The 23,605-nt window shown below is 64.9% G+C and carries 21 protein-coding genes; 11 read left to right on the forward strand and 10 right to left on the reverse strand.

The genetic code is table 11. From position 1 onward, the window contains the following. Window positions 1-46: 46 nt before the first annotated feature. Window positions 47-472 carry a DUF411 domain-containing protein gene (locus ACSZPK_RS16420; protein WP_437882544.1) on the reverse strand — a complete coding sequence of 142 codons (426 nt, stop codon included), beginning with the start codon at window positions 470-472 and terminating at the stop codon, window positions 47-49. A gap of 100 nt (window positions 473-572) precedes the next feature. Here ACSZPK_RS16420 and ACSZPK_RS16425 point away from each other — a divergent pair, with 100 nt between their 5' ends. Next, complete coding sequence (locus tag ACSZPK_RS16425) at window positions 573-950, forward strand: DUF4345 family protein (RefSeq protein ID WP_437882545.1); 378 nt, start codon at window positions 573-575, stop codon at window positions 948-950. A gap of 6 nt (window positions 951-956) precedes the next feature. Here ACSZPK_RS16425 and ACSZPK_RS16430 read toward each other — a convergent pair whose 3' ends face one another. Next, complete coding sequence (locus tag ACSZPK_RS16430; protein ID WP_437882546.1) at window positions 957-1,592, reverse strand: TetR family transcriptional regulator; 636 nt, start codon at window positions 1,590-1,592, stop codon at window positions 957-959. 195 nt (window positions 1,593-1,787) lie between these two features. On the opposite strand from ACSZPK_RS16430, the gene ACSZPK_RS16435 reads away from it, so the two are divergent. Genes ACSZPK_RS16435 through adeC form a run of 3 tightly spaced genes read left to right on the forward strand, consistent with a single transcriptional unit; the run spans window position 1,788 to window position 7,532 of the window. Then, window positions 1,788-2,942, forward strand: a complete 1,155-nt coding sequence (locus ACSZPK_RS16435) for an efflux RND transporter periplasmic adaptor subunit (RefSeq protein ID WP_437882547.1) — start codon at window positions 1,788-1,790, stop codon at window positions 2,940-2,942. Between the two features lie 10 nt (window positions 2,943-2,952). Then, window positions 2,953-6,093: an efflux RND transporter permease subunit gene (locus ACSZPK_RS16440; protein WP_437882548.1), complete on the forward strand. Its 3,141-nt coding sequence runs from the start codon at window positions 2,953-2,955 to the stop codon at window positions 6,091-6,093. Continuing rightward, the gene (gene adeC / locus ACSZPK_RS16445; RefSeq protein ID WP_437882549.1) at window positions 6,090-7,532 is read left to right on the forward strand and encodes an AdeC/AdeK/OprM family multidrug efflux complex outer membrane factor; all 1,443 of its coding nucleotides are present in this window, start codon (window positions 6,090-6,092) and stop codon (window positions 7,530-7,532) included. Before ACSZPK_RS16440 ends, adeC begins: the two co-directional genes overlap by 4 nt. 55 nt (window positions 7,533-7,587) lie before the next feature. Here adeC and ACSZPK_RS16450 read toward each other — a convergent pair whose 3' ends face one another. From ACSZPK_RS16450 to ACSZPK_RS16460, 3 genes are all read right to left on the reverse strand, one after another. Next, window positions 7,588-8,559 carry an ABC transporter substrate-binding protein gene (locus ACSZPK_RS16450; protein WP_437882550.1) on the reverse strand — a complete coding sequence of 324 codons (972 nt, stop codon included), beginning with the start codon at window positions 8,557-8,559 and terminating at the stop codon, window positions 7,588-7,590. A 136-nt stretch (window positions 8,560-8,695) separates the two neighbouring features. Beyond that, window positions 8,696-9,781, reverse strand: a complete 1,086-nt coding sequence (trmA, locus tag ACSZPK_RS16455; protein ID WP_437882551.1) for a tRNA (uridine(54)-C5)-methyltransferase TrmA — start codon at window positions 9,779-9,781, stop codon at window positions 8,696-8,698. Next, window positions 9,778-11,076 carry an NCS2 family permease gene (locus ACSZPK_RS16460; RefSeq protein WP_437882868.1) on the reverse strand — a complete coding sequence of 433 codons (1,299 nt, stop codon included), beginning with the start codon at window positions 11,074-11,076 and terminating at the stop codon, window positions 9,778-9,780. Before ACSZPK_RS16460 ends, trmA begins: the two co-directional genes overlap by 4 nt. A 178-nt stretch (window positions 11,077-11,254) precedes the next feature. Here ACSZPK_RS16460 and ACSZPK_RS16465 point away from each other — a divergent pair, with 178 nt between their 5' ends. Further along, complete coding sequence (locus tag ACSZPK_RS16465) at window positions 11,255-11,725, forward strand: SecDF P1 head subdomain-containing protein (RefSeq protein WP_437882552.1); 471 nt, start codon at window positions 11,255-11,257, stop codon at window positions 11,723-11,725. Between the two features lie 51 nt (window positions 11,726-11,776). Here the strand turns inward: ACSZPK_RS16465 and ACSZPK_RS16470 are convergent, their stop codons facing one another. Further along, window positions 11,777-12,208 carry a MerR family DNA-binding protein gene (locus ACSZPK_RS16470; RefSeq protein ID WP_437882553.1) on the reverse strand — a complete coding sequence of 144 codons (432 nt, stop codon included), beginning with the start codon at window positions 12,206-12,208 and terminating at the stop codon, window positions 11,777-11,779. Window positions 12,209-12,270: 62 nt separating this feature from the next. Between ACSZPK_RS16470 and ACSZPK_RS16475 the strand changes: the two genes are divergently transcribed. From ACSZPK_RS16475 to ACSZPK_RS16490, 4 genes are all read left to right on the forward strand, one after another. Next, a complete protein-coding gene (locus tag ACSZPK_RS16475) occupies window positions 12,271-12,897 on the forward strand; it encodes a cation transporter (protein WP_437882554.1) in 627 nt (208 codons plus the stop codon). A gap of 183 nt (window positions 12,898-13,080) precedes the next feature. Beyond that, window positions 13,081-13,575, forward strand: coding sequence for an RNA polymerase sigma factor (locus ACSZPK_RS16480; protein ID WP_437882555.1), 495 nt, complete (start codon window positions 13,081-13,083; stop codon window positions 13,573-13,575). Further along, window positions 13,572-14,555, forward strand: coding sequence for a FecR family protein (locus tag ACSZPK_RS16485; RefSeq protein ID WP_437882556.1), 984 nt, complete (start codon window positions 13,572-13,574; stop codon window positions 14,553-14,555). The genes ACSZPK_RS16480 and ACSZPK_RS16485 overlap by 4 nt, the downstream gene beginning before the upstream one ends. 85 nt (window positions 14,556-14,640) lie before the next feature. Then, the gene (locus ACSZPK_RS16490; protein WP_437882557.1) at window positions 14,641-17,028 is read left to right on the forward strand and encodes a TonB-dependent siderophore receptor; all 2,388 of its coding nucleotides are present in this window, start codon (window positions 14,641-14,643) and stop codon (window positions 17,026-17,028) included. A 76-nt stretch (window positions 17,029-17,104) separates the two neighbouring features. Here the strand turns inward: ACSZPK_RS16490 and ACSZPK_RS16495 are convergent, their stop codons facing one another. From ACSZPK_RS16495 to ACSZPK_RS16510, 4 genes are all read right to left on the reverse strand, one after another. Beyond that, window positions 17,105-17,329 carry a hypothetical protein gene (locus ACSZPK_RS16495; protein WP_437882558.1) on the reverse strand — a complete coding sequence of 75 codons (225 nt, stop codon included), beginning with the start codon at window positions 17,327-17,329 and terminating at the stop codon, window positions 17,105-17,107. A gap of 104 nt (window positions 17,330-17,433) precedes the next feature. After that, window positions 17,434-18,558, reverse strand: coding sequence for a methyltransferase (locus tag ACSZPK_RS16500; protein ID WP_437882559.1), 1,125 nt, complete (start codon window positions 18,556-18,558; stop codon window positions 17,434-17,436). Window positions 18,559-18,639: 81 nt separating this feature from the next. After that, entirely contained in the window at window positions 18,640-20,052 is a 1,413-nt protein-coding gene (gene mdtD, locus ACSZPK_RS16505) for a multidrug transporter subunit MdtD (RefSeq protein WP_437882560.1), read from the reverse strand. A 101-nt stretch (window positions 20,053-20,153) separates the two neighbouring features. Further along, a complete protein-coding gene (locus ACSZPK_RS16510) occupies window positions 20,154-21,083 on the reverse strand; it encodes a LysR family transcriptional regulator (protein ID WP_437882561.1) in 930 nt (309 codons plus the stop codon). A gap of 102 nt (window positions 21,084-21,185) precedes the next feature. Between ACSZPK_RS16510 and araD1 the strand changes: the two genes are divergently transcribed. Together araD1 and ACSZPK_RS16520 are read left to right on the forward strand one after the other, a co-directional pair. Next, complete coding sequence (gene araD1 / locus ACSZPK_RS16515) at window positions 21,186-22,181, forward strand: AraD1 family protein (protein ID WP_437882562.1); 996 nt, start codon at window positions 21,186-21,188, stop codon at window positions 22,179-22,181. A 96-nt stretch (window positions 22,182-22,277) separates the two neighbouring features. Beyond that, complete coding sequence (locus tag ACSZPK_RS16520; protein ID WP_437882563.1) at window positions 22,278-23,591, forward strand: MFS transporter; 1,314 nt, start codon at window positions 22,278-22,280, stop codon at window positions 23,589-23,591. Window positions 23,592-23,605: the final 14 nt, after the last annotated feature.

Raw genomic sequence — 23,605 nt, forward strand, 5'->3', positions numbered from 1 at the left:
CCATTCTATCTGTGGGCAGAGGCCTCAAGGCCTACGCACGGTTTGTTCAGTGTTCGGCGACGATACGCTCTTGGCCGTCGCGTTGCAGGCCGATCACAGCATAGGCGTCGCGGCGCTCGCCAGTCTCCATGCCCGGCGAGCCAGCGGGCATGCCCGGAACGGCGATACCGAGCAGGTCGCGTTGTGCGCGCATCTTGAAGATGTCGGCGGCGGGGACGTGGCCCTCGACGAACTGGCCGTCGATCACCCCGGTGTGGCAGGACGACAGGCGTGGCGGCACGCCCAGGCGCTGCTTCACGGCGCTCATGTCCTGTTCCACATGGTCGTTGACCCGGATGCCACTGGCCTCAAGATGGCTGATCCAGGCCTTGCAGCCGCCGCAATTGGCGTCGCGGTGGACATCCATGGCCAACGGTTCGGCCGCCTGCAGTGCCGGAGCGATGAGTGCAAAAGCGAGGAGCAGTTTGCGCATGGCGGTGGTCTCTGGTTGAGTGGAGCCGGATAGTAGCGCACGCGTCGTGCCGTTCCGGACGTGACTTGTTTGTGCATGTAACCCATCGAGGAGAATCGCCATGCTGTCTGCCCGCATTCTGCTGATCGTCCAGGCCCTGGTCCTGGTCGGTTTCGGCCTGGCCTACCTGGTTCGGCCGCAGGAAATGGCCAATGCAAGCGGTATGTTGCTGATGGCTCCGGCTGCGATCACCGATGTACGCGCCTATTACGGAGCATTGCAAGTGGCGATCGGGTTGTACATGGTCCTGGCGCTGTTGCGCGTCGATTTGCTGCGGGCGACGCTGATGCTGCTGGTGCTGCTCTATGCCGCGCTGGCCCTGGGACGCCTGGCGGGGTTATGGCTGGATGGCGGTGAGCAGCAGACCTTCAACCTGGTTGCATTGCTGTTCGAAGTGGTTTCCGCTGTCTGGGCCTGGTTTGCCCTGCGCCGCATTTAAGGTCGTTCAGTTGCGCCGTAGGGTCGGGCTCAGGCGCAGCATGTCGAACAGGGTGGCGACCAGCCACTGGGCGTTGTCCGCCAGTGAGCCGCGCGATGGGTCGAGCAGCCAGTGGCGATGCAGGCCTTCTATGTAGGCGTACATGCAGGTCGCCGCGCGCTGGCAATCGAGGTCGGCAGGCAGTTGGCCACGCTTGATGGCATTGCTCAGGGAGAGGGTGATGCGCTGGTCGCAGTCCCGGCTCAGCGCCTGCATCTTCTGGCGCAGGTCGCCGAGGTCGGCAGAGTACTCGCATTTGTAGTGGAGGATTTCACTGACGCAACGCCGATGAGAATCGTGCTCGACATCGGTGAGCAGTTTAATCAGGAGTTTCTGCATATGTCCGAGCGGGTCGGGTTCGTCCTCGTTCTCGCAGGCCTGGGCGAGATCGTCCAGGGGCAGTCGCAGGCGGTCGAGCATGGCCTGGAAAACGTCGCCCTTGTTTTCGAAGTGCCAGTAGATGGCGCCGCGGGTGACGCCCGCCGCCGCCGCAATATCATTTAAGGACGTGTGCGAGACTCCATGGTCATGAAAGGTACGCTCGGCTGCATCGAGAATCTGCATGCGCGTCTCTTCTGCTTCCTCTTTCGTTCGTCTTGCCATGGCAGGGCCTTCAATGATCCATACGGTTTGGAAAGGGCGTCAAACGCGACACAAACTTTCACATAGACAGTTATATGCTTATTTACAAACATTCTCGGATGTAAGTATATTCGTTAGCTGCCTAAACAATCCACCCTCGGCGCTCTGCCAAGGTATTCCCGCCTGGGAAGAATTCGAAAAATGAGGTTCTCTCCGATGCTGAAGAAGCCAGCCTTCACCGCTTTGGTCTCCGCCATTGCCGTGGCCACGCTCACCCTTGCCGGATGCAAGGAAGATGCGGCACAGGCGCCGCAACAAGTCCCGCAGGTGGGTGTCGTCACCCTGCAGCCGGAAAGCTTCACGCTCACCACTGAATTGCCGGGTCGCACCAGCGCCTATCGGGTCGCCGAGGTTCGTCCACAGGTCGATGGCATCCTGCAGAAGCGCCTGTTCACCGAGGGTTCCGAAGTGAAGGCCGGGCAGCAGCTGTACCAGGTCGATCCGTCGGTCTACCAGGCCGCCCTGCAAAGCGCCGAAGCCACCCTGGCCTCGGCCAAGTCCCTGGCCGAGCGCTACAAGTCGCTGGTCGATGACCAGGCCGTCAGCCGCCAGTCCTATGACGATGCCCGTGCTTCGCGCCTGCAGGCCGAGGCAGCCCTGGAGCAGGCGAAGATCAACCTGCGCTACACCAAGGTGCTGGCGCCGATCGGCGGCCGTATCGGCCGCTCGGCGGTGACCGAGGGGGCCCTGGTCAGCAATGGCCAGACCACCGCCCTGGCGACCATTCAGCAGCTCGACCCGATCTACGTCGATGTCACCCAGCCGACCAAGGACCTGCTGCGCCTGCGCCGTGACCTGGCCAGCGGGCAACTGGAGAAGGCTGGCGAAAATGCCGCCAAGGTCAGCCTGACCCTCGAGGATGGCAGCGTCTATCCACAGAGCGGTACCCTGGAGTTCTCCGAGGTCTCGGTGGACGAAGGCACCGGCTCGGTGACCTTGCGTGCCGTATTCCCCAACCCTGACCATATTCTGCTGCCAGGCATGTTCGTTCATGCGCAGTTGCAGTCTGGCGTGCGCCAGCAGGCGATTCTCGCTCCGCAACAAGGCATCACCCGCAACCAGAAGGGCACGCCGACCGCTCTGGTGGTCGATGCGCAGAACAAGGTCGAGCTGCGCCAGTTGGAGACCGAGCGTACCGTCGGCGACCGCTGGCTGGTCAGCAAGGGCTTGAATGCCGGCGACCGACTGATTACCGAAGGTCTGCAATACGTACAGCCGGGCGCGGAAGTGAAAGCCGTCGCTGCCACCAACGTCGCCGAGGCCGCTGCCAAGCAGCAAGGCGCGGCCGATGGCCAGGCACAAGGCCAATAAGGAGCGCGAGATGTCGAGATTCTTTATCGACCGGCCGATCTTCGCCTGGGTGATCGCATTGGTGATCATGCTGGCGGGCGGCCTGTCCATCCTCAAGTTGCCGATCAACCAGTACCCGAGCATCGCCCCGCCGGCCATCAGTATCCAGGTGACCTACCCGGGCGCGTCCGCGCAGACCGTGCAGGACACCGTGGTCCAGGTGATTGAGCAGCAGATGAACGGCCTCGACGGGCTGCGCTACATCAGCTCGGAGAGTAACGCCGACGGCAGTATGACCATCACCGTGACCTTCGAGCAGGGCACCAATGCCGACATCGCCCAGGTTCAGGTGCAGAACAAGCTGCAACTGGCGACGCCGTTGTTGCCGCAGGAAGTGCAGCAGCAGGGTCTCCGCGTGACCAAGGCAGTGAAGAACTTCCTGCTGGTGATCGGCGTGGTTTCCGAAGACGGCAGCATGGACAGGAGCGATCTGGCCGACTACATCGTCTCCAACCTTCAGGACCCGATTTCGCGCACCAAGGGAGTGGGTGACTTCCAGGTGTTCGGTGCCCAGTACGCCATGCGCATCTGGCTCGATCCGGCCAAACTGAACAATTTCCAGCTGACCCCGGTCGACGTGAAAACGGCGATTCAGGCGCAGAACGTCCAGGTTTCCTCCGGCCAGATCGGCGGCTTGCCGGCTGCCCCCGGCACCCAGCTCAACGCCACCATCGTCGGCAAGACCCGTTTGCAGACGCCGGAACAGTTCAGTGCGATCCTGCTCAAGGTCAACCGCGACGGTTCCCAGGTCCGCCTGCGTGACGTGGCCCAGGTCGAGCTGGGCGGCGAGAACTACAGCATCAGCGCCCAGTACAACGGTAACGCCGCCTCGGGTATGGCGATCAAGCTGGCGACCGGCGCCAACGCGCTGGACACCGCCAAGGCGATCCGCGAGACCATCAAGGAACTGGAGCCGTTCTTCCCGGCTGGCATGAAGGTGGTGTTCCCCTACGACACCACGCCGGTGGTTTCCACCTCCATCGAGAACGTGGTGCATACCCTGGGCGAGGCCATCGTCCTGGTGTTCCTGGTGATGTTCCTGTTCCTGCAGAACTTGCGCGCCACCATCATCCCGACCCTGGCGGTGCCGGTGGTCCTGCTCGGTACCTTCGGCGTGCTGGCGGCCTGCGGCTTCACCATCAACACCCTGACCATGTTCGCCATGGTCCTGGCCATCGGCCTGCTGGTGGACGATGCCATCGTGGTGGTGGAAAACGTCGAGCGGGTGATGGCCGAAGAAGGCCTGTCGCCACTGGAAGCCACACGCAAGTCCATGGGCCAGATCCAGGGCGCGCTGGTCGGTATCGCCCTGGTGCTCTCGGCGGTGTTGCTGCCGATGGCGTTCTTCAGCGGCTCCACGGGGGTGATCTACCGGCAGTTCTCGATCACCATCGTCTCGGCCATGGCCCTGTCGGTGCTGGTCGCCCTGGTATTCACCCCGGCGCTGTGCGCGACCATGCTCAAGCCGATCAAGAAGGGCGACCACGGCGAAGGCAAGCGCGGCTTCTTCGGCTGGTTCAACCGCACCTTCGAGCGCAACGTGCACCGCTACGAGCGTAGCGTCGGCAGCATGCTGCGGCACAAGACGCCGTACCTGCTGATGTACCTGGTGATCGTCGGCATCATGGTCTGGATGTTCACCCGCATCCCGACCTCGTTCCTGCCGGACGAGGACCAGGGCGTATTGTTCGCCCAGGTACAGACGCCGGCCGGTTCCAGCGCCGAGCGGACCCAGGCGGTGGTCGACCAGATGCGCGCCTACCTGCTCAAGGACGAGACCAGCGCGGTCAAGTCGGTATTCACCGTGACCGGCTTCAACTTCGCCGGCCGTGGCCAGAGTTCGGGCATGGCGTTCATCATGCTCAAGCCCTGGGAGGAGCGTGCCGGCGCGCAGAACAGCGTGTTCGCCCTGGCCGGTCGGGCGCAGCAGCATTTCTTCAGCTTCCGTGACGCCATGGTCTTCGCCTTCCCGCCGCCCGCGGTGCTGGAGCTGGGTAACGCCACCGGTTTCGACGTGTTCCTGCAGGACCAGGCCGGTGTCGGCCACGACGAGTTGACCAAGGCCGCGGGGCAGTTCATGGCGGAAGCGGCGAAGAACCCGGTGCTGATCCGGACCCGGATCAACGGCCTGAGCGACGAGCCGCAGTACCAGCTCGACATCGACGACGAGAAGGCCCGTGCCCACGGCGTCAGTCTGTCGGATGTCAACGACACCCTGAGCATCGCCTGGGGCTCCAGCTATGTGAACGACTTCATCGACCGTGGCCGGGTGAAGAAGGTCTATCTGCAGGGCCAGCCGAACTCGCGGATGGAGCCGGAAGACCTGCAGAAATGGTTCGTGCGCAACGACAGCGGTGAAATGGTGCCGTTCAGCGCCTTTGCCAGCGGCCACTGGGTCTATGGTTCGCCGAAACTGTCGCGTTACAACGGCGTGCCTGCCATCGAGATTCTCGGTGAGCCGGCCCCCGGCTACAGCTCCGGCGAGGCGATGGCGGCGGTCGAGCAGATCATGGCTAAGCTGCCGCAGGGGATCGGTTACTCCTGGACGGGCCTGTCCTACGAGGAGCGTCTGGCCGGTTCGCAGACGACCGCTCTGTTCTCCCTCGCGATCCTGGTAGTGTTCCTCTGCCTGGCGGCATTGTACGAAAGCTGGTCGATCCCGTTCGCGGTGATGCTGGTGGTGCCGTTGGGGGTCATCGGTGCGCTGGTGTTCACCAGCATGAGGGGGCTGTCCAACGACGTATTCTTCCTCGTCGGCCTGTTGACCACCATCGGCCTGGCGGCGAAGAACGCCATCCTCATCGTCGAGTTCGCCAAGGAATTGCACGAACAGGGCAAGAGCCTGGTCGACGCGGCCATCGAAGCCAGCCGCATGCGCCTGCGCCCGATCATCATGACCTCGCTGGCGTTCATCCTCGGCGTGCTGCCGATGGCGATCTCCAGCGGCGCCGGTTCGGGCAGCCAGCACGCCATCGGTACCGGCGTGATCGGCGGCATGCTCAGCGCGACGGTGCTGGCGATCTTCTGGATTCCGTTGTTCTATGTGCTGGTCTGCTCGCTGTCCGGAGACCGGGCCAGCAAAAAAGCCATCAAGAAGGAGGCTGCCGAATGAGGCTGTCCCTGTTGTCTGTCGCGGTCGCCAGCTTCGTGCTCGGCGGCTGCACCCTGATTCCAGACTACCAGCGTCCGGATTCGCCAGTGGAAAACGCCTGGCCTCAAGGCGAGGCCTACGCCGGCAGCGGCAACGCCCAGGCGAGCAAGGCGGCTGCCGAGCTGAGCTGGCGCGAGTTCTTCCGCGATCCGGCGCTGCAACGGCTGATCGAAACCTCGTTGAGCAATAACCGCGACCTGCGTATCGCGGCGCTGAACGTCGAGTCCTATCGCGCGCAGTACCGCATCCAGCGTTCGAACCTGTTCCCGACGGTGTCGATCGCCGGCAGCGGTGCCCGCGAACGCACCCCGGCCGACCTGTCGCAGAGCGGCCAGACAACCGTCAGCGGCACTTACAGCGCCAACATCGGTGTCAGTGCCTGGGAACTGGATCTGTTCGGTCGCCTGCGCAGCCTCAGCCAGCAGGCCCTGGAGCAGTACTTCGCCACTGAACAAGGGCAGCGCAGCACGCAGATCAGCCTGGTCGCCAGCGTGGCCAACGCTTACCTGACCCTGCAGGCCGACGAAGCCCTGCTCAAGCTGACCCGCGATACCCTGGACACCTACCAGAAGAGCTACGCCCTGACCGAGCGCAGCTTCAACGTCGGTGTGAGCGACGCCCTGAGCCTGGCTCAGGCCCGCACGTCCGTGCAGAGCGCCCAGGCGACGCTGGCCCAGTACCAGCGCCAGGTTGCCCAGGACCGCAACGCCCTGGCCCTGCTGCTTGGCACTGGCGTGCCGGGCGACCTGCCGCAAGGCCAGGCGCTCGACGACGATGTCCTGGCCGAAGTGCCGGCCGGCCTGCCGTCCGATCTGCTGCAACGCCGCCCGGACATCCTCCAGGCCGAGCACCAGCTCAAGGCGGTCAATGCCAGTATCGGCGCCGCCCGCGCCGCGTTCTTCCCGACCATCAGCCTGACCGCCAGCGCCGGCACCGCCAGCAGCCAGCTCTCCGGTCTGTTCGACGGCGGTTCCGGCACCTGGTTGTTCCAGCCACAACTGAGCCTGCCGATCTTCACCGCCGGCTCCCTGAGTGCCAGCCTGGACTACGTGAAGGTGCAGAAGAACCTGCAGGTGGCGACCTACGAGAAGGCGATCCAGACGGCGTTCCAGGAGGTTTCCGACGGCCTTGCCGCACGGACCACCTACGAAGAGCAACTGCAGGCCCAGCGTGCCCTGGTCGATACCAGCCAGAACTACTACAACCTGGCCGATCGCCGCTTCCGCACGGGCGTGGACAGCTACCTGACCCTGCTCGACGCCCAGCGCCAGTTGTTCAGCGCCCAGCAGCAACTGATCAGCGATCGTCTCAACCAGCTCACCAGCGAGGTCGACCTGTACAAGGCCCTCGGCGGTGGCTGGGACGAGCGTTCGTCACTGGCCAGCAAAGACGCCGAGTGAAAAAACGGGGACCGCAAGGTCCCCGTTGTTTTATCTGCGGCAGGCGCAATGCCTGTCAGCGTGCCGCCGTCTCCACGACGTTTTCCACCCCCTGGTTCAGGCTGAAGTCGAAGGCTTGCCTCACCTGCAGCGCCTTGGGCAGGACACCGTGGCGGTGGAAGAAATCGGCGGCTTTCTGCAGGCTGTCGGCAACCGTGTCATCGAGGGCGACCGGGGTGATCTGCGCCTGTTCGACCCAGCGCTTGGCCACCTGCGGCGGCAGTTTGAGGTCTTCGGCGAGGGCATCGGCCATTTCCTGTGGATGGGCCAGCGCCCATTGCTGGGCACGGGCCAGGCGCACCAGCAGGTCGGCGATCAAGGCCTTTTTCTGTGTGTCGACCAGGGCCTTTTCGCTGGCCAGGGCGTAGGAGTAACCGGTCATGATGCCGTCGCCATCGGCAATCACGCGGGCGTGATCCACCAGCAAGGCATTGGAGGTGTAGGGTTCCCACGGCACCCAGGCGTCGACCGATTGGCGTGCCAGTGCCGCGCGGCCGTCGACCGGACCGAGGAAGGAGAAAACCACGTCTTGCTCGCTCAGGCCATTTCTCTCCAACAGACCCAGGGCCAGGAAGTGACCCCAGCCACCGCGATTGACCGCGATGCGCTTGCCCTTCAGGTCCGCGACACTGTTCACGGGCGAGTCGCCATTCACCACCAGGGCGACGGTGTGGGTGTTATAGCGCCAGGCACCCACCGCTTTGACCGGGGCGCCGGCGGCATGCACGAAGAGGAACGGGATGTCGCCGGTGAAACCCACGTCCAAGGCATCGGCGTTCAAGGCTTCGAGCACCGGTGCGCCGGCGGCGAAGGGGGTCAGCTTCACGTTGTAGGGCAGGTTTTCCAGCTCGCCGCTGGCGCGTAGCGAGGCATAACGGTCACCTTTCACATCGCCCAGGCGCAGAGTCGGGAGCTCTTGCGCCTGGGCGGCAGCGGCGACGAGCAGGCTGAGCAGCAGGCCGCGGGAGGTGAAAGTAGATAAACGCATGGACGGACTCCGGGTAGGGTTCGGGCTCCGCCGGTACGGTCGCTCGATGAATGTAGAGCGCCGATGCTAGTGCATTTATAGCTGTTGTTATTATTCTATTTTTGCATTTTAAAATAACCGGGTAATGAGCGCGCCACTAGCGTCGCACCAGCAGCACGCCCGACTCCATGTGGTGGGTCCAGGGGAACTGGTCGAACAGGGCGCAGCGCTCGATGCGATGGCTGTCGTGCAACTGCGCGATGTTGCTCGCCAGGGTCTCCGGGTTGCAGGAGATATAGAGAATGCGCTCGAAGCGACGGGTCAGCTCGCAGGTGTCCGGGTCCATGCCGGCGCGGGGCGGATCGACGAACACCGTGCCGAAGTCGTACGAGGCGAGGTCGATGCCGGCCAGGCGGCGAAACGGACGCACATTGTTCAGGGCCTGGGTCAGTTCCTCGGCGGACAGGCGCACCAGCTCGATGCTGTCGATAGCGTTATCGGCCAGGTTGGCCAGGGCGGCGTTGACCGAACTCTTGCTGATCTCGGTGGCCAGCACCTTGCGCACGCGGGTCGACAGCGGCAGGGTGAAGTTGCCATTGCCGCAATACAGCTCCAGCAGGTCGTCCTGGCGCTCGCCCAGGGCGTCGTAGGCCCACTGCAGCATCTTCTGGCAGACGATGCCGTTGGGCTGGGTGAAGGCGCCTTCCGGCTGGCGATAGCGGAAGGTGCGGCCGGCGACCTGCAGTTGTTCCTCGACGAAATCCCGGCCGATCACCAGGCGCTGGCCACGGGAGCGGCCGATCACGCTCACGCCAAGGTCGGCCGCCAGGCGTTCGGCATCTGCCTGCCAGGCGGCATCCAGCGGGCGGTGGTAGCAGAGGGTGATCAGCGCATCGCCAGAAAGGGTGGTGAGGAATTCGACCTGGAACAGCTTGAACGACAGCGCCTTGCTGGCCTGCCACGCTGCTTTCAGTCGCGGCATCAGTTGATTGATGCGTTGGCTGGCGATGGGGAAGTCGTCGATCAGGATCGGCGTGTGCTTGTCGCCGGCGGCGAACATCGCGTAGTGCCGATCCTCGCCTTCGCGCCACAGGCGGAACTCCGCGCGCAGGCGGTAGTGCTCCCAAGGCGAGTCGAAGACTTGCGGCTCGGGAGCGGCGAAAGGCGCGAGCAGGTCGCGCAGGCGGGCGGCTTTCTCGTCGAGCTGTACGGCGTAGCTTTCAGGGTTGCGAATCAGGCTCATGCGGCGGTACCGAAGGCGAACTTGACGACGAACAGCGCGGCGAGAATCACCAGGGCCGGGTTGAGATCCTTGAAGCGCCCCGCCAGGGTCTTGATCATCACCCAGGCGATGAAGCCGAAGGCGATGCCGTTGGCGATGGAGTAGGTCAGCGGCATGGCCAGGGCGGTGATCACCACCGGCGCGGCTTCAGTGATGTCATGCCAGTCGATCTCGGCCAGGCCGGAGGTCATCAGCACCGCGACGAACAGCAAGGCGGGCGCGGTCGCGTAGGCGGGCACGGTGCCGGCCAGCGGGGCGAAGAACAGGGCGAGCAGGAACAGCGCGGCGACCACGCAGGCGGTCAGTCCGGTGCGCCCGCCCGCGGCGACGCCCGAGGCCGACTCGATGTAACTGGTGGTGGTCGAGGTGCCGAGCAGCGAGCCACCCATGGCGGCGGTGCTGTCGGCGATCAGTGCGCGGCCCATTTTCGGCAGGTGGCCATCGGCACGCATCAGGCCGGCGCGCTTGGCCACACCGATCAGGGTGCCGGTGTTGTCGAACAGGTCGACGAACAGGAAGGCGAAGATCACGCTGATCATGCCCACGTCCAGGGCGCCCATGATGTCCAGTTGCAGGAAGGTCGGGGCCAGCGACGGCGGCATCGACACCACGCCCCGGAACGGCGTGAGGCCGATGGCCACGGCGATCAGGGTCACGGCGAGGATGCCGATCATCACCGCGCCGGTCACGCGGCGCGCCTCCAGGGCGACGATCAGGAAGAAACCGAGGATCGCCAGCAGCGGGCCGGGAGCGCCGAGATCGCCGAGGCCGACCAGGGTCGCCGGGTTGTCCACCACCAGGCCGGCCTGTTGCAGGGCGATCAGGGCGAGGAACAGGCCGATGCCGGCGGCGATGGCCGAGCGCAGCGGTAGCGGGATGCTGTTGACGATCCATTCGCGGATGCGCAACACCGAGAGCAGGAAGAACAGCGTGGCCGAGATGAACACCGCGCCCAGTGCCGTCTGCCAACTGTGGCCCAGGTGCATGACCACGGTGAAGGTGAAGAAGGCGTTGAGGCCCATGCCGGGGGCGAGGGCGATCGGGTAATTGGCGACCAGGCCCATGACCAGCGAGCCGAAGGCCGCGGCCAGGCAGGTGGCGACGAATACCGCGCCGACGTCCATGCCGGTCTTGCCGAGGATTTCCGGGTTGACGAAGAGGATGTAGGCCATGGTCAGGAAGGTGGTCAGCCCTGCGAGCAGTTCGCGGCGAACCGTGGTGCCATGGGCACTGAGTTGGAAGAGTCTTTCCAGCATGGTGACGATCTCGGCGGCGTTGCGACCGGCACAAGTCAAGCACAGGGCGTGCATGCCGGGCGGTCGAAAAAAGGCGCGCATCATAGCAGCTCACCAGGCCCTGGTGAATTTCTGACCACGCGAACCACGGCGCTCCTGGCCGGTCAGATACACACCGCAACGCCGCAGGAGAAAACCCATGGATCGGCTACCCATGCAACGCTGGCGGTCGTTCGCGCTCGTCCTGGCCGGCATGTTCGTCCTCAACGCCTGCTCCAGCGACTCGCCACCGTCACGCCATGGCCTGGGGTTGCACCGCGCGGCAACCAGCGACCACCCAGGCTGGATACGCATGAGCTACGAGCGCAGCGAACTGCCCTACTGGGTCGAGCCGCGCGCCCGACTCGACGAGTACGACCTGGACAGCGCCGAGGCATTGTTCGACGAGAGCGGCCAACCGGTCGTGTTGCTGACCTTCAATCCCGAGGGCCGCAATGATCTGGAGCGCTTGACCCGTGGCGAACTGGGGCAACCGCTGGCGATTCTGGTCGATGGCCAATTGCGTCTTGCGCCCCTGGTCGAGGCGCCGATCGACGATGGCCGTATCGTGATTAGCGGATTCCGTTCTGCCGAAGAGGCGTTGCGCCTGGCGGGCGCACTGCAGCGCTGAGGCACGACTCAGCAGGCCGTGGCCAAAACGACCCCGTGGCGGGTGCGGTTTTCAACCGCCTTCCTGCTGTCCCGGCAGGCAGCAGTCCTTGTCTGCCAAGGCCTCCAGCAGCCGGCAATGTTCGGCATGGCCACTGTGGCAGGCGGCCAGTTTGTGCAGCTCGGCCTGCATGTTCTGCAGATCGCGGATACGCGCTTCGACGGCCAGCAGATGCTCGCGAGCCATGCGGTCGGCGGTATCGCAAGGCTGTTCGGGGTGGGCGGCCAGGTCGAGCAGGCTGCGGATTTCCTCCAGGCTGAAGCCCAGTTCGCGGCCACGACGGATGAAGCGCAGGCGGCGAACGTCGACGCTTTCGTAATGGCGATAGCCCGAGGCGCTGCGCTTGGGCGCGGGCAGCAGGCCGCTGCGTTCATAGAAGCGGATGGTTTCCAGGTTGACGCCACTGTCACGGCTCAGGGCACCGATGGTCAGGGGTTTGCTCATGGTTGACTCCGTAGTCGCTACAGGGTTTAGCGTAGCGCCAGTCCTGAATCGGAGGAACACCCATGAGCGCACATTGTTGTAACCACGAACCCGATCCACGTGCTTCGCAACGCTACAAGCGCATTCTGTGGATCGCCCTGCTGGCCAACTTCGCCATGTTCGCCGTTGAGATCATCGCGGGCGTCAGTGCCGGTTCGGTGGCGCTGCTGGCCGATTCGGCGGACTTTCTCGGCGATGCGGCCAACTATGGCATCAGCCTCTGGGTGCTGGGCATGGGCCTGGCGATGCGCGCCCGCGCCTCGCAATTCAAGGCGCTGTGCATGTTGGCCTTCGGCGTCGGCGTACTGGGCATGGCGCTCTGGCAACTGTTCCGGGGCGAGGTGCCGAGCGCGCCGGCCATGGGCGTGATCGGCGTCATGGCGCTGTTGACCAACCTGGCGGTCGCCGCGTTGCTCTATGCCTACCGCGAGGGCGACAGCAACATGCGCAGCGTCTGGCTGTGCACACGCAACGATGCCCTGGGCAATCTCGCGGTCCTGCTGGCCGCCCTGGGGGTATTCGGTACTGGCAGTGCCTGGCCGGACCTGATGGTGGCATCGGTCATGGGGTGCCTGGCGATCAGCGCGTCCATCCAGGTGCTGCGCCAGGCCCGCGATGAACTGGCCGGGGCGCACGGCCATGCGCACTGAGCGTGGGCGGGCCCGAGTCAGTGCGGTGCGGCGGATGCCGGTCAGCGACGCGTTGCGCCGGTTGATCGAGCCCCGATGAGGATGATTTTCTGCCAAGTGACGACACGATGGTCGCAATACAATTGAAAGTTGTTCTCAACAGATATATTTTCCCGTCTTCTCGTCGAACAGCCAGGGCGCGTCGTGTCGGACCCGCAATCAGAAGACAGCCAGTTCCAGCGTCACTCCGGTGAACTGCTGCGTTTTCTCGTGCGTCAGGTGAAGTGCTCGGAATTGGCTGCCGATCTGCGTCAGGAAACCTGGCTGCGCTTCAATCGGCGCGGCGCGACGGAGATTGGCAACCTGCGCGCCTTCCTCTACCGCATCGCGCGCAATCTGGTCATCGATCACCGCCGTCAACAGGACGCGCGGCCCAGCCAGGAGATCGTCAGCGATGAGCTGGTATCCGAACAGCCTGACCCGGAACGGGCCGCCAGCGGCAGTGAAAGCCTGATGCGCCTGCGTGAGGTGTTGCAGGCGTTGCCGCCCCATCTGCGCCAGGCCCTGCTGTGGAATCGACTCGATGGCCTGACCCAGCGTGAAATCGGCGAGCGCCTCGGGGTCTCGGAAAGAATGGCCGGACGCTATATCCTTCAGGCTCTCGAACATTGCCAGCAGCACATGGACAGCCTCCCGTGATTTCACGTTCCACGCTTCTCGCCCAGGCCCGGGAATGGCAGGTGCTGCTGCACTCCGGACGCGCCACTGCCGCCGACCGTGAAGCCGCAGCGGCCTGGCGCCAGGCTGCGCCCGAGCATGAGGCCGCCGTGCGAGAGGTGGAAAGCCTGTGGGCGCTGCTCGGCCAGGTTGGCGAGCGCGCGGCCGACCTTGAGCCGGATAGCCAGGTTGTCCCGCTGACGCGGCGTAGCCGCCGGTTGCGCTGGGCCGTGCCGCTGGCCACGGCAGCGTCCCTGGCGCTGGCGGCCTGGCTGCCGCAAGGGCTGTGGGTCGGTCTCTACGCGGATATCCACACGGCGCCGGGCGAGGTGCGTGAGGTGCGCCTGGACGATGGTTCGGTGCTGACCCTCAACGGCGATACCGCGCTGGACTGGAGCCCGCATGGCGACCGCCGCGAGGTGCGCCTGTACCGTGGCGAAGCGGATTTCCAGGTGGCGCCGGACGCCGGCAAACCCTTCTTCGTCGAAGCCGGCGCCGCGCGCATTCGTGTCACCGGCACGCGCTTCGACGTCAACCTGGGCGACGACAAGGTGCTGCTCGCGGTGACGCACGGCCAAGTGCAGGCCGCCAGCGCGAGCCAGCCGGCGGTGGCGGTCAACGCCGAACAACAGGTGCAATGGCTGGCAGGCCAGCGCGAGGCCGTGCAGCCGCTGGATGCCCGCCAACGCCTGGCCTGGCAACGCGGCAAGCTGGTGTTCCGCTCACGCGCGCTGAGCGACGTGTTCGCCGAGCTGCAGCGCAGCCAGCGCGCCCGCGTGGTCTTCCTCGACCAGGCCACGCGCGATCTGCGGGTCACCGGCGTGTTCGCCCTCGACGACCCGCAAGCGGTGATGGCCGCCATCGAGCACAACCTGCCGGTACGCCTGGTGCGCCTGCCGGGGGTGGTCTTGGTGACGAGTCGTGATGCCGATCCGTGGCTACCGACGAACGGCAAAAAATAATTCTCATCCCGGTTCAGAAATCCACGCCGCTTTCGTCTTCTGTCCCCGCATATACGAACCACTCTGCGGAGCACAGGAATTTCCCATGCGGTCGACCCGTCTGTCTTCGGCGTTTTTCGCCATTCCCCTCGCGCTTGGCGCATCCGGCGCCTTCGCCATCGAACTCGACGTCCCGGCCCAAAGCCTGGAAAGCGCGCTCACCGATTTCGCCGAACAGGCCAATGTGCGCCTGCTGTATGACGCGAGCCTGACCCGTGGCGGCGCGACCAGCGCGGCGTTGAAAGGCGACTTCTCGATCAGCGAAGGCTTGCAGCGCCTGCTGCAGGGCAGCGGCCTGACCTTCCACACCGGCGACGATGGCACGGTCACCCTGCTGCCGGCGGCCACCGACGGTTCGTTGCAACTGGATGCCACCCGCGTCACTGGCCAGGGCAATGGCCGTGCCGACCTGCCGAGCCCATACGCTGGCGGCCAGGTCGCCCGCGGTGGGCGCATTGGCATGCTGGGTAACCAGGACATGCAGGACGTGCCCTTCAGCTTCACCAGCTATACCCGCGAGCTGATCGAGAGCCGCCAGGCGCAGACGCTCGGCGATGTGCTCAACAGTGATCCGGCGGTCCGCCAATCCTATGGGTTCGGCAACTTTTCCCAGGTCTTCGTGATCCGTGGCTTCCAGTTGTACACCGATGACATCGCCTTCAATGGGCTCTACGGCATTCTGCCGCGGCAGATCATCGGCACCGAGGCCATCGAGCGGGTCGAGGTATTCAAGGGCGCGAATGCCTTTCTCAATGGCGCGGCGCCCGGCGGCAGCGGTATCGGCGGGGCGATCAACGTCGTCTCCAAGCATGCCGAGGACACGCCCACGCGTAGCGTCACGCTGGACTACGCCAGCGACAGTCGGACCGGCGGGCATGTCGACCTGGGCCAGCGCTTCGGCGAAGACAACCGTTTCGGCGTGCGCGCCAATCTGGCCAAGCGTGACGGCGAGACGGCGGTCGAGGATGAACACAGCCACTTCACGATGGCCGCATTCGGCCTGGATTTCCGTGGTGAAAGGCTGCGGCTTTCCACTGACTTCGGCTATCAGAAACAACGCCTCAACGAGGGCCGCTCGCCGGTGTACCTGACCGCCGGCACCGCGCTCGGTGGCAAGGTTCCCAAGGCCCCGGACTCGACCACCAACTATGCCCAGCCGTGGAGCTGGTCGCAGTTGGAGGATACCTTCGCCATGGTCAACGCCGAGTATGACCTGAGCGAGCACTGGACCGCGTACATGGCGGCGGGCGGCAAGTACACGCGTGAGAACGGTGTCTATGGTTCGTCCTATGTCTACGCGCTCGATGGGTCTTCGCGCATTGGTCGCCTCTACTCGCCGCTCGACCAGGAGACCCTCAGCACGGTGGCCGGCTTGCGTGGCAGCCTGGTGACTGGGCCGGTGAGCCATCAACTGAACCTGGCGGTGAATGGCCTGTGGCAGGAAAAGCGCAATGCCTTCGAGTCGACCGCGACCGGCAATCGTCGCTATAGCAATCTCTATGAGCCGGTGGATGTGGCCCCGCCGCTGGCGACCGCGACCGGCGACCTTCACGACCCACGCACCACGGCGAAGGTGCGCAACCGCAGCCTGGCGCTTTCAGACACCCTGGGCTTCCTGGACGAGCGCGTGCTGCTGACGCTCGGCGTGCGCCGGCAGTCCATCGGCGCGGACGCCTGGAACGCAGGCACCGGCATTCGTACGTCGGATTACGACAAGAGCATCGTCACGCCGATCTACGGCCTGGTCATCAAGCCCACCGACTACCTGTCGATCTACGCCAACCATATCGAGTCGCTCATTCAGGGACCAACCGCGCCGAGCGCATCGAGCAACTATGGCGAAATGTTCGCGCCCTACCGGGCGAATCAGACCGAGGTGGGCGTCAAGCTGGACTGGGGCACCTACGGCGGCAGCCTGGGCGTGTATCGCATCGAGCTGCCCCAGGGCGTGACCGGTACCGACCTGGTATATCGCGTGGATGCCGAACAGCGTAACCAGGGCATCGAGTTGAGTGTGTTCGGCGAGCCTCTGCCCGGTCTGCGCCTGCTGGCCGGCGGTACGCTGATCGACACCGAACTGAGTGGTACGGCGGGAGGAACCAACGATGGCAATCGCGCCGTGGGCGTGCCGGAGTTCCAGTTCAACGTGAGTGCGGACTGGGACGTGCCCGGCGTCCCCGGCCTGGCGCTCAATGGCCTGCTGTTGCGCACCGGCGGGCAGTTCTATGACACCGGCAACGTCTACAGCATCCCGGCCTGGACCCGTGTCGACCTGGGCGCTCGCTACGCGTTCAAGGTCGATCAGCGCGACGTTACCGTGCGCGCGAGCCTGGAGAACGTCGCCGACAAGGACTACTGGGCCTCGACCAACGGCGGCTACCTGACCCAGGGCGCGCCACGCACGCTGAAAGTCTCGGCGACCGTGGATTTCTGAGTCAGCCGCACAAATGGAAAGGGCGCCTGCATGGGCGCCCTTGTCTTTTCTGCGCGCCTGAACGGCGCCGTCACGTTCATGCGACCAGGGTAGTGAAGCGAATCACGCCGGCGTAGTCGTTGTTGCCGTGGCTGCCGCTGCGAATGACCGGCTTGTGCTCGGCGACAGTGATCGCGGCATGGGACTGCTGGCTGCTGTCGCTGTTCAGTGCATTGTTGCCATGGCTGCCGTCGCGTGGTGTGGCGAACGCCGCGGAAGACAGGCCGGCGACGAGCAGCAGGGCGAAGAGTGGACGTTTCATTTGAGGCACCTCATTGGGGTCGTTGGGGAAGTGGTGCCTATTGTTAAATTCAATGATCAGATAAAAAAGTCGATATCTGTAATGGTAAATATCGCCGCTGTCGATTATTTGCCAGCCTTCAGCACGACGAACTTCGGCGTGGCGGCAACCTGCTCCACGCCACGGAACAAGCGTTTGAGCTTGGCGTGGTAGCCGAGATGGCGGTTGCCGACGATCCACAGTTCACCACCCGCTACCAGCGCCGCGCGTGCCTGCTGGAACATGCGCCAGGCGAGGAAGTCGCCGACCACCTGCTGCTGGTGGAACGGCGGGTTGCACAGCACCAGGTCGAGGGAGTCCGCCGCTTGCTCGGCCAGGCCGTCTCCCGCGCGGATATCTGCCGGGCGTTCGCCCAGCGCCGCCCGCCAGTTCTCCCGGGCCGACTGCACGGCCATGTAGGATTCGTCGACCAGGGTCATATGAGCCTGGGGATTACTCAGGGCGTAGACGATGCCGAGCACGCCGTTGCCGCAGCCGAGGTCGGCCACGCGGCGTTCGCCGAGGGCTTGCGGCAGATGCGGCAGAAAGGCGCGGGTGCCGATATCCAGGCCTTCACGGCAGAACAGGTTGGCGTGGTTGAGCAGCTCGATGGCCGGCTTGTCCAGGCGATAGCGGGTCGGATAGGGCGAGGTCGGCTGGGGTTTGTACGCGGGCGTGGCGACCAGCAGGCGGGCTTTCTTCACCGCCAGCGATGCCTGCACCGGGCCGACGTAGCGTTCCAGCAGGTCGCCTGCCGCCCGAGGCAGGTGCTTGATCATCGCTCCGGCGATGACCTGGGCGCCGTCGGCGAGTTGGCCGTGCAGGCGGATCAGTTGTTCCTCGAGCAAGGCCAGGGTCTTGGGCACGCGGATCAGCACCAGGTCGAATGGCCCGTGGGGCGTTTCGCTGGCCGGCACGAACTTCACCGACGCCAGGGGCAGGCCGTTGTCCTGCAGGTTCTTGTGCAAGGCTGCCTGGCCCAGGTACGAGTCAGTGCTGCTGGTCACCTGCGCATGCCCTGCGAGTGAACAGGCCAGGGCACCGAAGCCGTCGTTGAGCAGCAACACCCGGCAGCCGCTCGGCAACCCCTGCTCGTGGATATGCTTGAGCAGGTACTCGTCGGCGGCGTCGAAGGCCTGCAAGGGCTCGTTCGGCTGATGCGGCTGACGGATCAGCTCCCGTTCGGCGAAAGGCGTGATGAGAAGCGGCATGGTCGGTGTTCTTGGAAAAAGGCGGGCATTCTCGCACAGACCCGCGAACCGCCGGGAAGAGCGCTGTTCTCGTCTGTTGCCTTATTCCTCGACGTCGACCTTGACCTGGCGGGCACTGCGCCCGCTTTCCGCGGATAACTGGAGAAAGATCGCCGCGGCCATCATCGACAACAGGCCGAGGCACAGGTAGGTGCCCTGGAAGGCGCCCAGTACGCTGTCGACCTCGCTTCGGTCCAGGTTGAAGCCGCCAAGCAGCGCCGCACCGGTGGCGATGCCCATGCTGATCGACAACTGCACCACGACCGACAGCAGGCTATTGCCGCTGCTGGCCTGCTGGTCGGGGAGGTCGATCAGGGTCACGGTGTTCATCGCGGTGAACTGCAGCGAGTTGAAGGCGCCGATCAGGCCCAGCTGGATCGCCAGTTGCAGCGTCGAGGTCTGCCCGTCGACCAGTGCCATGCTGGCGATCAGTGCCCCGAGCAGCAGGGTGTTACCCGTGAGCACGCGACGGTAGCCGAGGCGATCGATCAACGGTTTGGCCAGCGGCTTCATGGCCATCGCCGCCAACGCCAGGGGAATCATGCCCATGCCGGCCTCGGCCGGCGAGTAGCCCAGGCCCAGTTGCAGCAGCAACGGGGTCAGGAACGGCAGCGCGCCACTGCCCAGGCGGGCGAAGATATTGCCGAGGATGCCGACGGCGAAGCTGCGGGTGTGGAACAGCAGCGGAGGAAACAGCGCATGTTCGGTGCGTCCGGCCCGCAGCCAATAGGCTGCCAGGCAGGCCAGGCCGCTGAGCAGCAGAAGCATCACCCGGACATGGGGCATATGCAGTTCGCCAAGGCCCTCCAGGGACAAGGTGAGCAGCAACATGGCGGTGCCGAACAGGGCGAAACCGGGCAGATCGAAGCGCGTACGCTCGGCGCCGCGCAGGTCGGGCATGAAGCGCAACGCGGCCCAGCAACCGAGGGCGCCGACCGGCAGGTTGATGAGGAAGATCCAGTGCCAACTGGTGTACTCCACCAGCCAGCCGCCCAGGGTCGGGCCGATCAACGGGCCGAGCAGGCCGGGCAGGGTGATGAAGCTCATGATCCGCACCAGTTCGGTCCGTGGATAGGCGCGCAGCACGATCAAGCGCCCCACCGGCATCATCAACGCACCGCCCAGGCCCTGGATGATCCGGGCGATGACCAGCATGGCCAGCGACTGGGACACGGCGCAGAGCAGCGAGCCGAAGCTGAACAGCAGGATCGCGCCGAAAAATATCTGCCGCGTGCCGAAGCGGTCGGCCAGCCAGCCGGAAGCGGGAATCAGCAGGGCCACGGTGAGCATGTAGGCGATGACCACCGACTGCATGCGCAGCGGGTCTTCACCCAGGCTCAGGGCCATGGCCGGCAGCGCGGTATTGAGGATGGTGCCGTCCAGCGTCTGCATGAAAAAGGCGATGGCGACGATCCAGGGCAGCAGGCGGGCGGTGCGGGTATCGAGTATGGGCATGGTCGGCGGGCGTGGGCGGGTGAGAGGGAAGTTTGACGTATGTCGCGGGAAAATGTCCCGGATCGCTTCACGTCGTGGCCGTCCTGCACGTGGCGCGGCGATCAGCTGTTCGCGGCGCGGCGTAACTCGTCGAGCAGCAACCGCGCGGGGGCGGACAGCGGCGAGCCGTGGCGTTTGATCGCAGAAATGGGTTCGCTGCGTGAGCGCAGTTGCAGTGGCAGGATCGCCAGCATGCCGAAGCGGGCAGCATGTTCTGCGACCTCGCGGGGCATCAGGGCGATGGTCTGTGGATCGTCCTGCAGCAGCATCAGGGTGGTGAAGGTCGACGCGGTTTCGATGGGGAAGCGTGGAAACTCCAGCCCGGCCTCGCTGAATTCGCGTTCCAGCACCAAGCGCATCGGCATGTTCGCCGGGTAGATGATCCAGCGGCAGGCGGCCAGTTCGGCAAGTGACAAGGCGGCGAGTTCGGTCAGCGGATGGTCCGGGTGCGCCACCACCTGCAAGGGCTCCTGGCCGAGCAACTCACTGTCATAGGCGTCCGGGCGCTGGCTGACGCTGGTGCGGCAGATCGCCAGGTCGAGGCGGCCCTGGTCGATCAGGGCGAGCAGGCGCGCGCTGGTGTCCTCGACGATCTCCACCGACAGTTCCGGCTGTGCCTGGCGCAGCCGCGACAGACTGCGCACCAGCAACGGCACCGCGCCCATCACGCTGCCCACGGCGAGGCGGCCTCCCTGGCCCTGGAGGATGCCGAGCATCTCTTCGCGCAGGTGTTTCAGGTCGGTGTGGATCAGGCGTGCATAGCGGATCGCGCAACGTCCCAGGTCGTTGGCCTCCAGGCCCTGGCTGGTGCGGTTGAACAGGCGCGTGCCGAAGGCCGACTCGATTTCGTTGAGTGCCTTGGTCGCGCCGGGCTGGGTGATGGCGACCTGCTCGGCGGCTTTGTGCAGCGAGCCCTGTTCATCCAGGGCGATGAGCAGGCGCAGTTGTTTGAGGCGCAGGCGCGAAACCAGGGCAGGCAAAGAGGCGATCATGGGGATGAGGGAAAGTTATCGCGTGATCAGGGGTTGTCATTAGGCAGCCTGTGGGGCTGTTCGTAAAGTGGCGCCATCGATAAACACAAGAGCGAATCCGCCATGCGTCTGATCCAGTTCGAGAACACCAACGGCCAGCGTCAGGTCGGCCTGATCGAAGGCGATACCGTCCAGGTGGTACAGCGCACCGGTTCGACCCGTGAGTTGGCGCTGGCCGCCATCGCGGCGGGGCATGGCCTGCAGGACGAAGTGCTGAGCCGTGGCACGTTACCCGGGCCGGATTACGCCGAGTTGCTCGAGGCGGGCCGGGTACTGCCGCCGCTGGACCACGAGGACCCGGCGCATTGCCTGATCAGTGGCACTGGCCTGACCCACCTGGGCAGCGCTTCGACACGGGACAAGATGCACCAGCAGAAGGCCCGGGACGAGTCGACCATGACCGACACGCTGCGCATGTTCCAGTGGGGCATCGACGGCGGCAAGCCGGCCACGGGGGAGGTCGGTGCCCAGCCGGAATGGTTCTACAAGGGCGACGGCGGCATCGTGGTGCGTCCTGGCGCGGCTTTCCCGTCACCGTCCTTCGCCGAGGATGCCGGAGAGGAACCGGAGTTGGCGGGGCTCTACGTCATCGGTCAGGACGGCCAGCCGTACCGGCTCGGCTTCGCCCTGGGCAACGAGTTTTCCGACCATGTGATGGAGCGCCGCAGTTACCTGTATCTGGCGCATTCCAAGCTGCGGGCCTGCTCCTACGGCCCGGAGCTGAGGGTGGGCGAATTGCCCACGGACCTGACTGGCACCTCGCGTATCGTCCGGGATGGACAGCTGCTCTGGGAAAAGCCGTTCATCTCCGGCGAACAGAACATGTGCCACAGCTTCGACAACCTGGAGTTCCACCATTTCAAGTACGCCCAGTTCCTGCGTCCCGGCGATGTGCATATCCACTTCTTCGGTACTGCCACCCTGTCGTTCGCCGACGGCGTGAAAGCCCAGCCCGGCGACCGCTTCGAAATCAGCTTGAGCGAGTTCGGGGCGCCACTGGTCAATGGGCTGCAGGTTCGTGAACCGAGCTTTGCCGTGGGCGGGGTCAAGGCACTTTAAGTTTGCAATACGGACTCGGCCTACCGTGACGGCCGCATGATTCGTCGGGCCCGACCCCGGCGACGTTGAACAACAACCACAATAATCGAGACGCCCATGAAAACCACTGACGCCCAGGCCATGGCGGCGGCGAGTGTGCCGCTCTCCGACGCCCAACGCCCGACCACCGTACGCTGGCGCATCTTCCTCATCCTGCTGTTGCTGGCGGCGATCAACTACATTGACCGTGCCTCGCTGTCGGTGGCGATGCCGCTGATTTCCGAAGAGTTCAGCATGACCCCGGCGATGGAAGGGCTGATGCTCAGCGCCTTCTTCTGGTCCTACGCCCTGATGCAGATTCCCGGCGGCATGCTGCTCGACCGTTTCAACGCCCGCGGCATCGTTGGCCTGGCCACGGTCGGCTGGGGCGCGTTTCAGGCCCTCGGCGCGGCTTCCACCGGCTGGATCTCGCTGCTGCTGACCCGCATTGGCCTGGGTGTCACCGAGTCGCCGATCATGCCGGCCGGCGCCAAACTCAACGGCAACTGGCTGACGGCCAACGAGCGTGGTCGCGGGGCCACGCTGGTCGACGGTGGCGCGCCACTGGGCACGGCCCTGGGGGCGATCCTCACCGCCTGGCTGATCGCCTGGTTCGGTTCCTGGCGCATCGCCTTCCTGATCGCCGGTGTCGGCACCATCCTGGTTGGTATCTGGGCCTGGTGGTACATCCGCAACAACCCGGCCGAACACCCGAAGGTCAACGCGCTCGAACTCGAACATATCCGTAGCGGCAACCCGATCAGCACCGCGAGCGGAGCCAAGCCGAAACTGCGCGAGCTGATCGCCAGCCGCTCGGTGCTGGCGATGTTCGCCGGCTATGCCTGCTACAACAGCGTGTTCTACGGCCTGATGACCTGGATGCCGAGTTACCTGCACAAGGCCCACGACATGGATATCAAGGCGATGGGCGGCGCGACCTTCCTGATTTTCATGTGCGGTTTCGTTGGCGAGATCGTCGGCGGCGCCATCGCCGACAAATGGAAGGCCGCCGGTGGCGCGCCGAATCTGGTGATGCGCAGCATGTTCAGCGGCTCGGCACTGATCGCCGCATTGTGCATCCTGGCCGTGGCCTATACCCCCGACGCGACCGCCGTGGTCGCCCTGCTGTGCGTCGCCCTGTTCTTCATCCGCTGGTGTGGCATGTACTGGTGCCTGCCCGCGATTCTGGGCGGCAAGTCACGCTCCGGGGTGCTCGGTGGCAGCATGAATTTCTGGGGCAACATGGCCGGCGTGGTGGTGCCGATCCTGATCGGTCTGATCGTGCAGTTCACCGGCTCCTATTTCCTGGCGCTGATCTTCTTCGTCGCCATGGCCATGGGCCTGGTGCTGTTCTCCGGCCTGATCGATTACCGCGAGCGTGGCCACGCCTGAGCGTCTGATGCGGG

This window comes from Pseudomonas sp. LRF_L74 (assembly GCF_965644255.1).
GTDB lineage: Bacteria > Pseudomonadota > Gammaproteobacteria > Pseudomonadales > Pseudomonadaceae > Aquipseudomonas.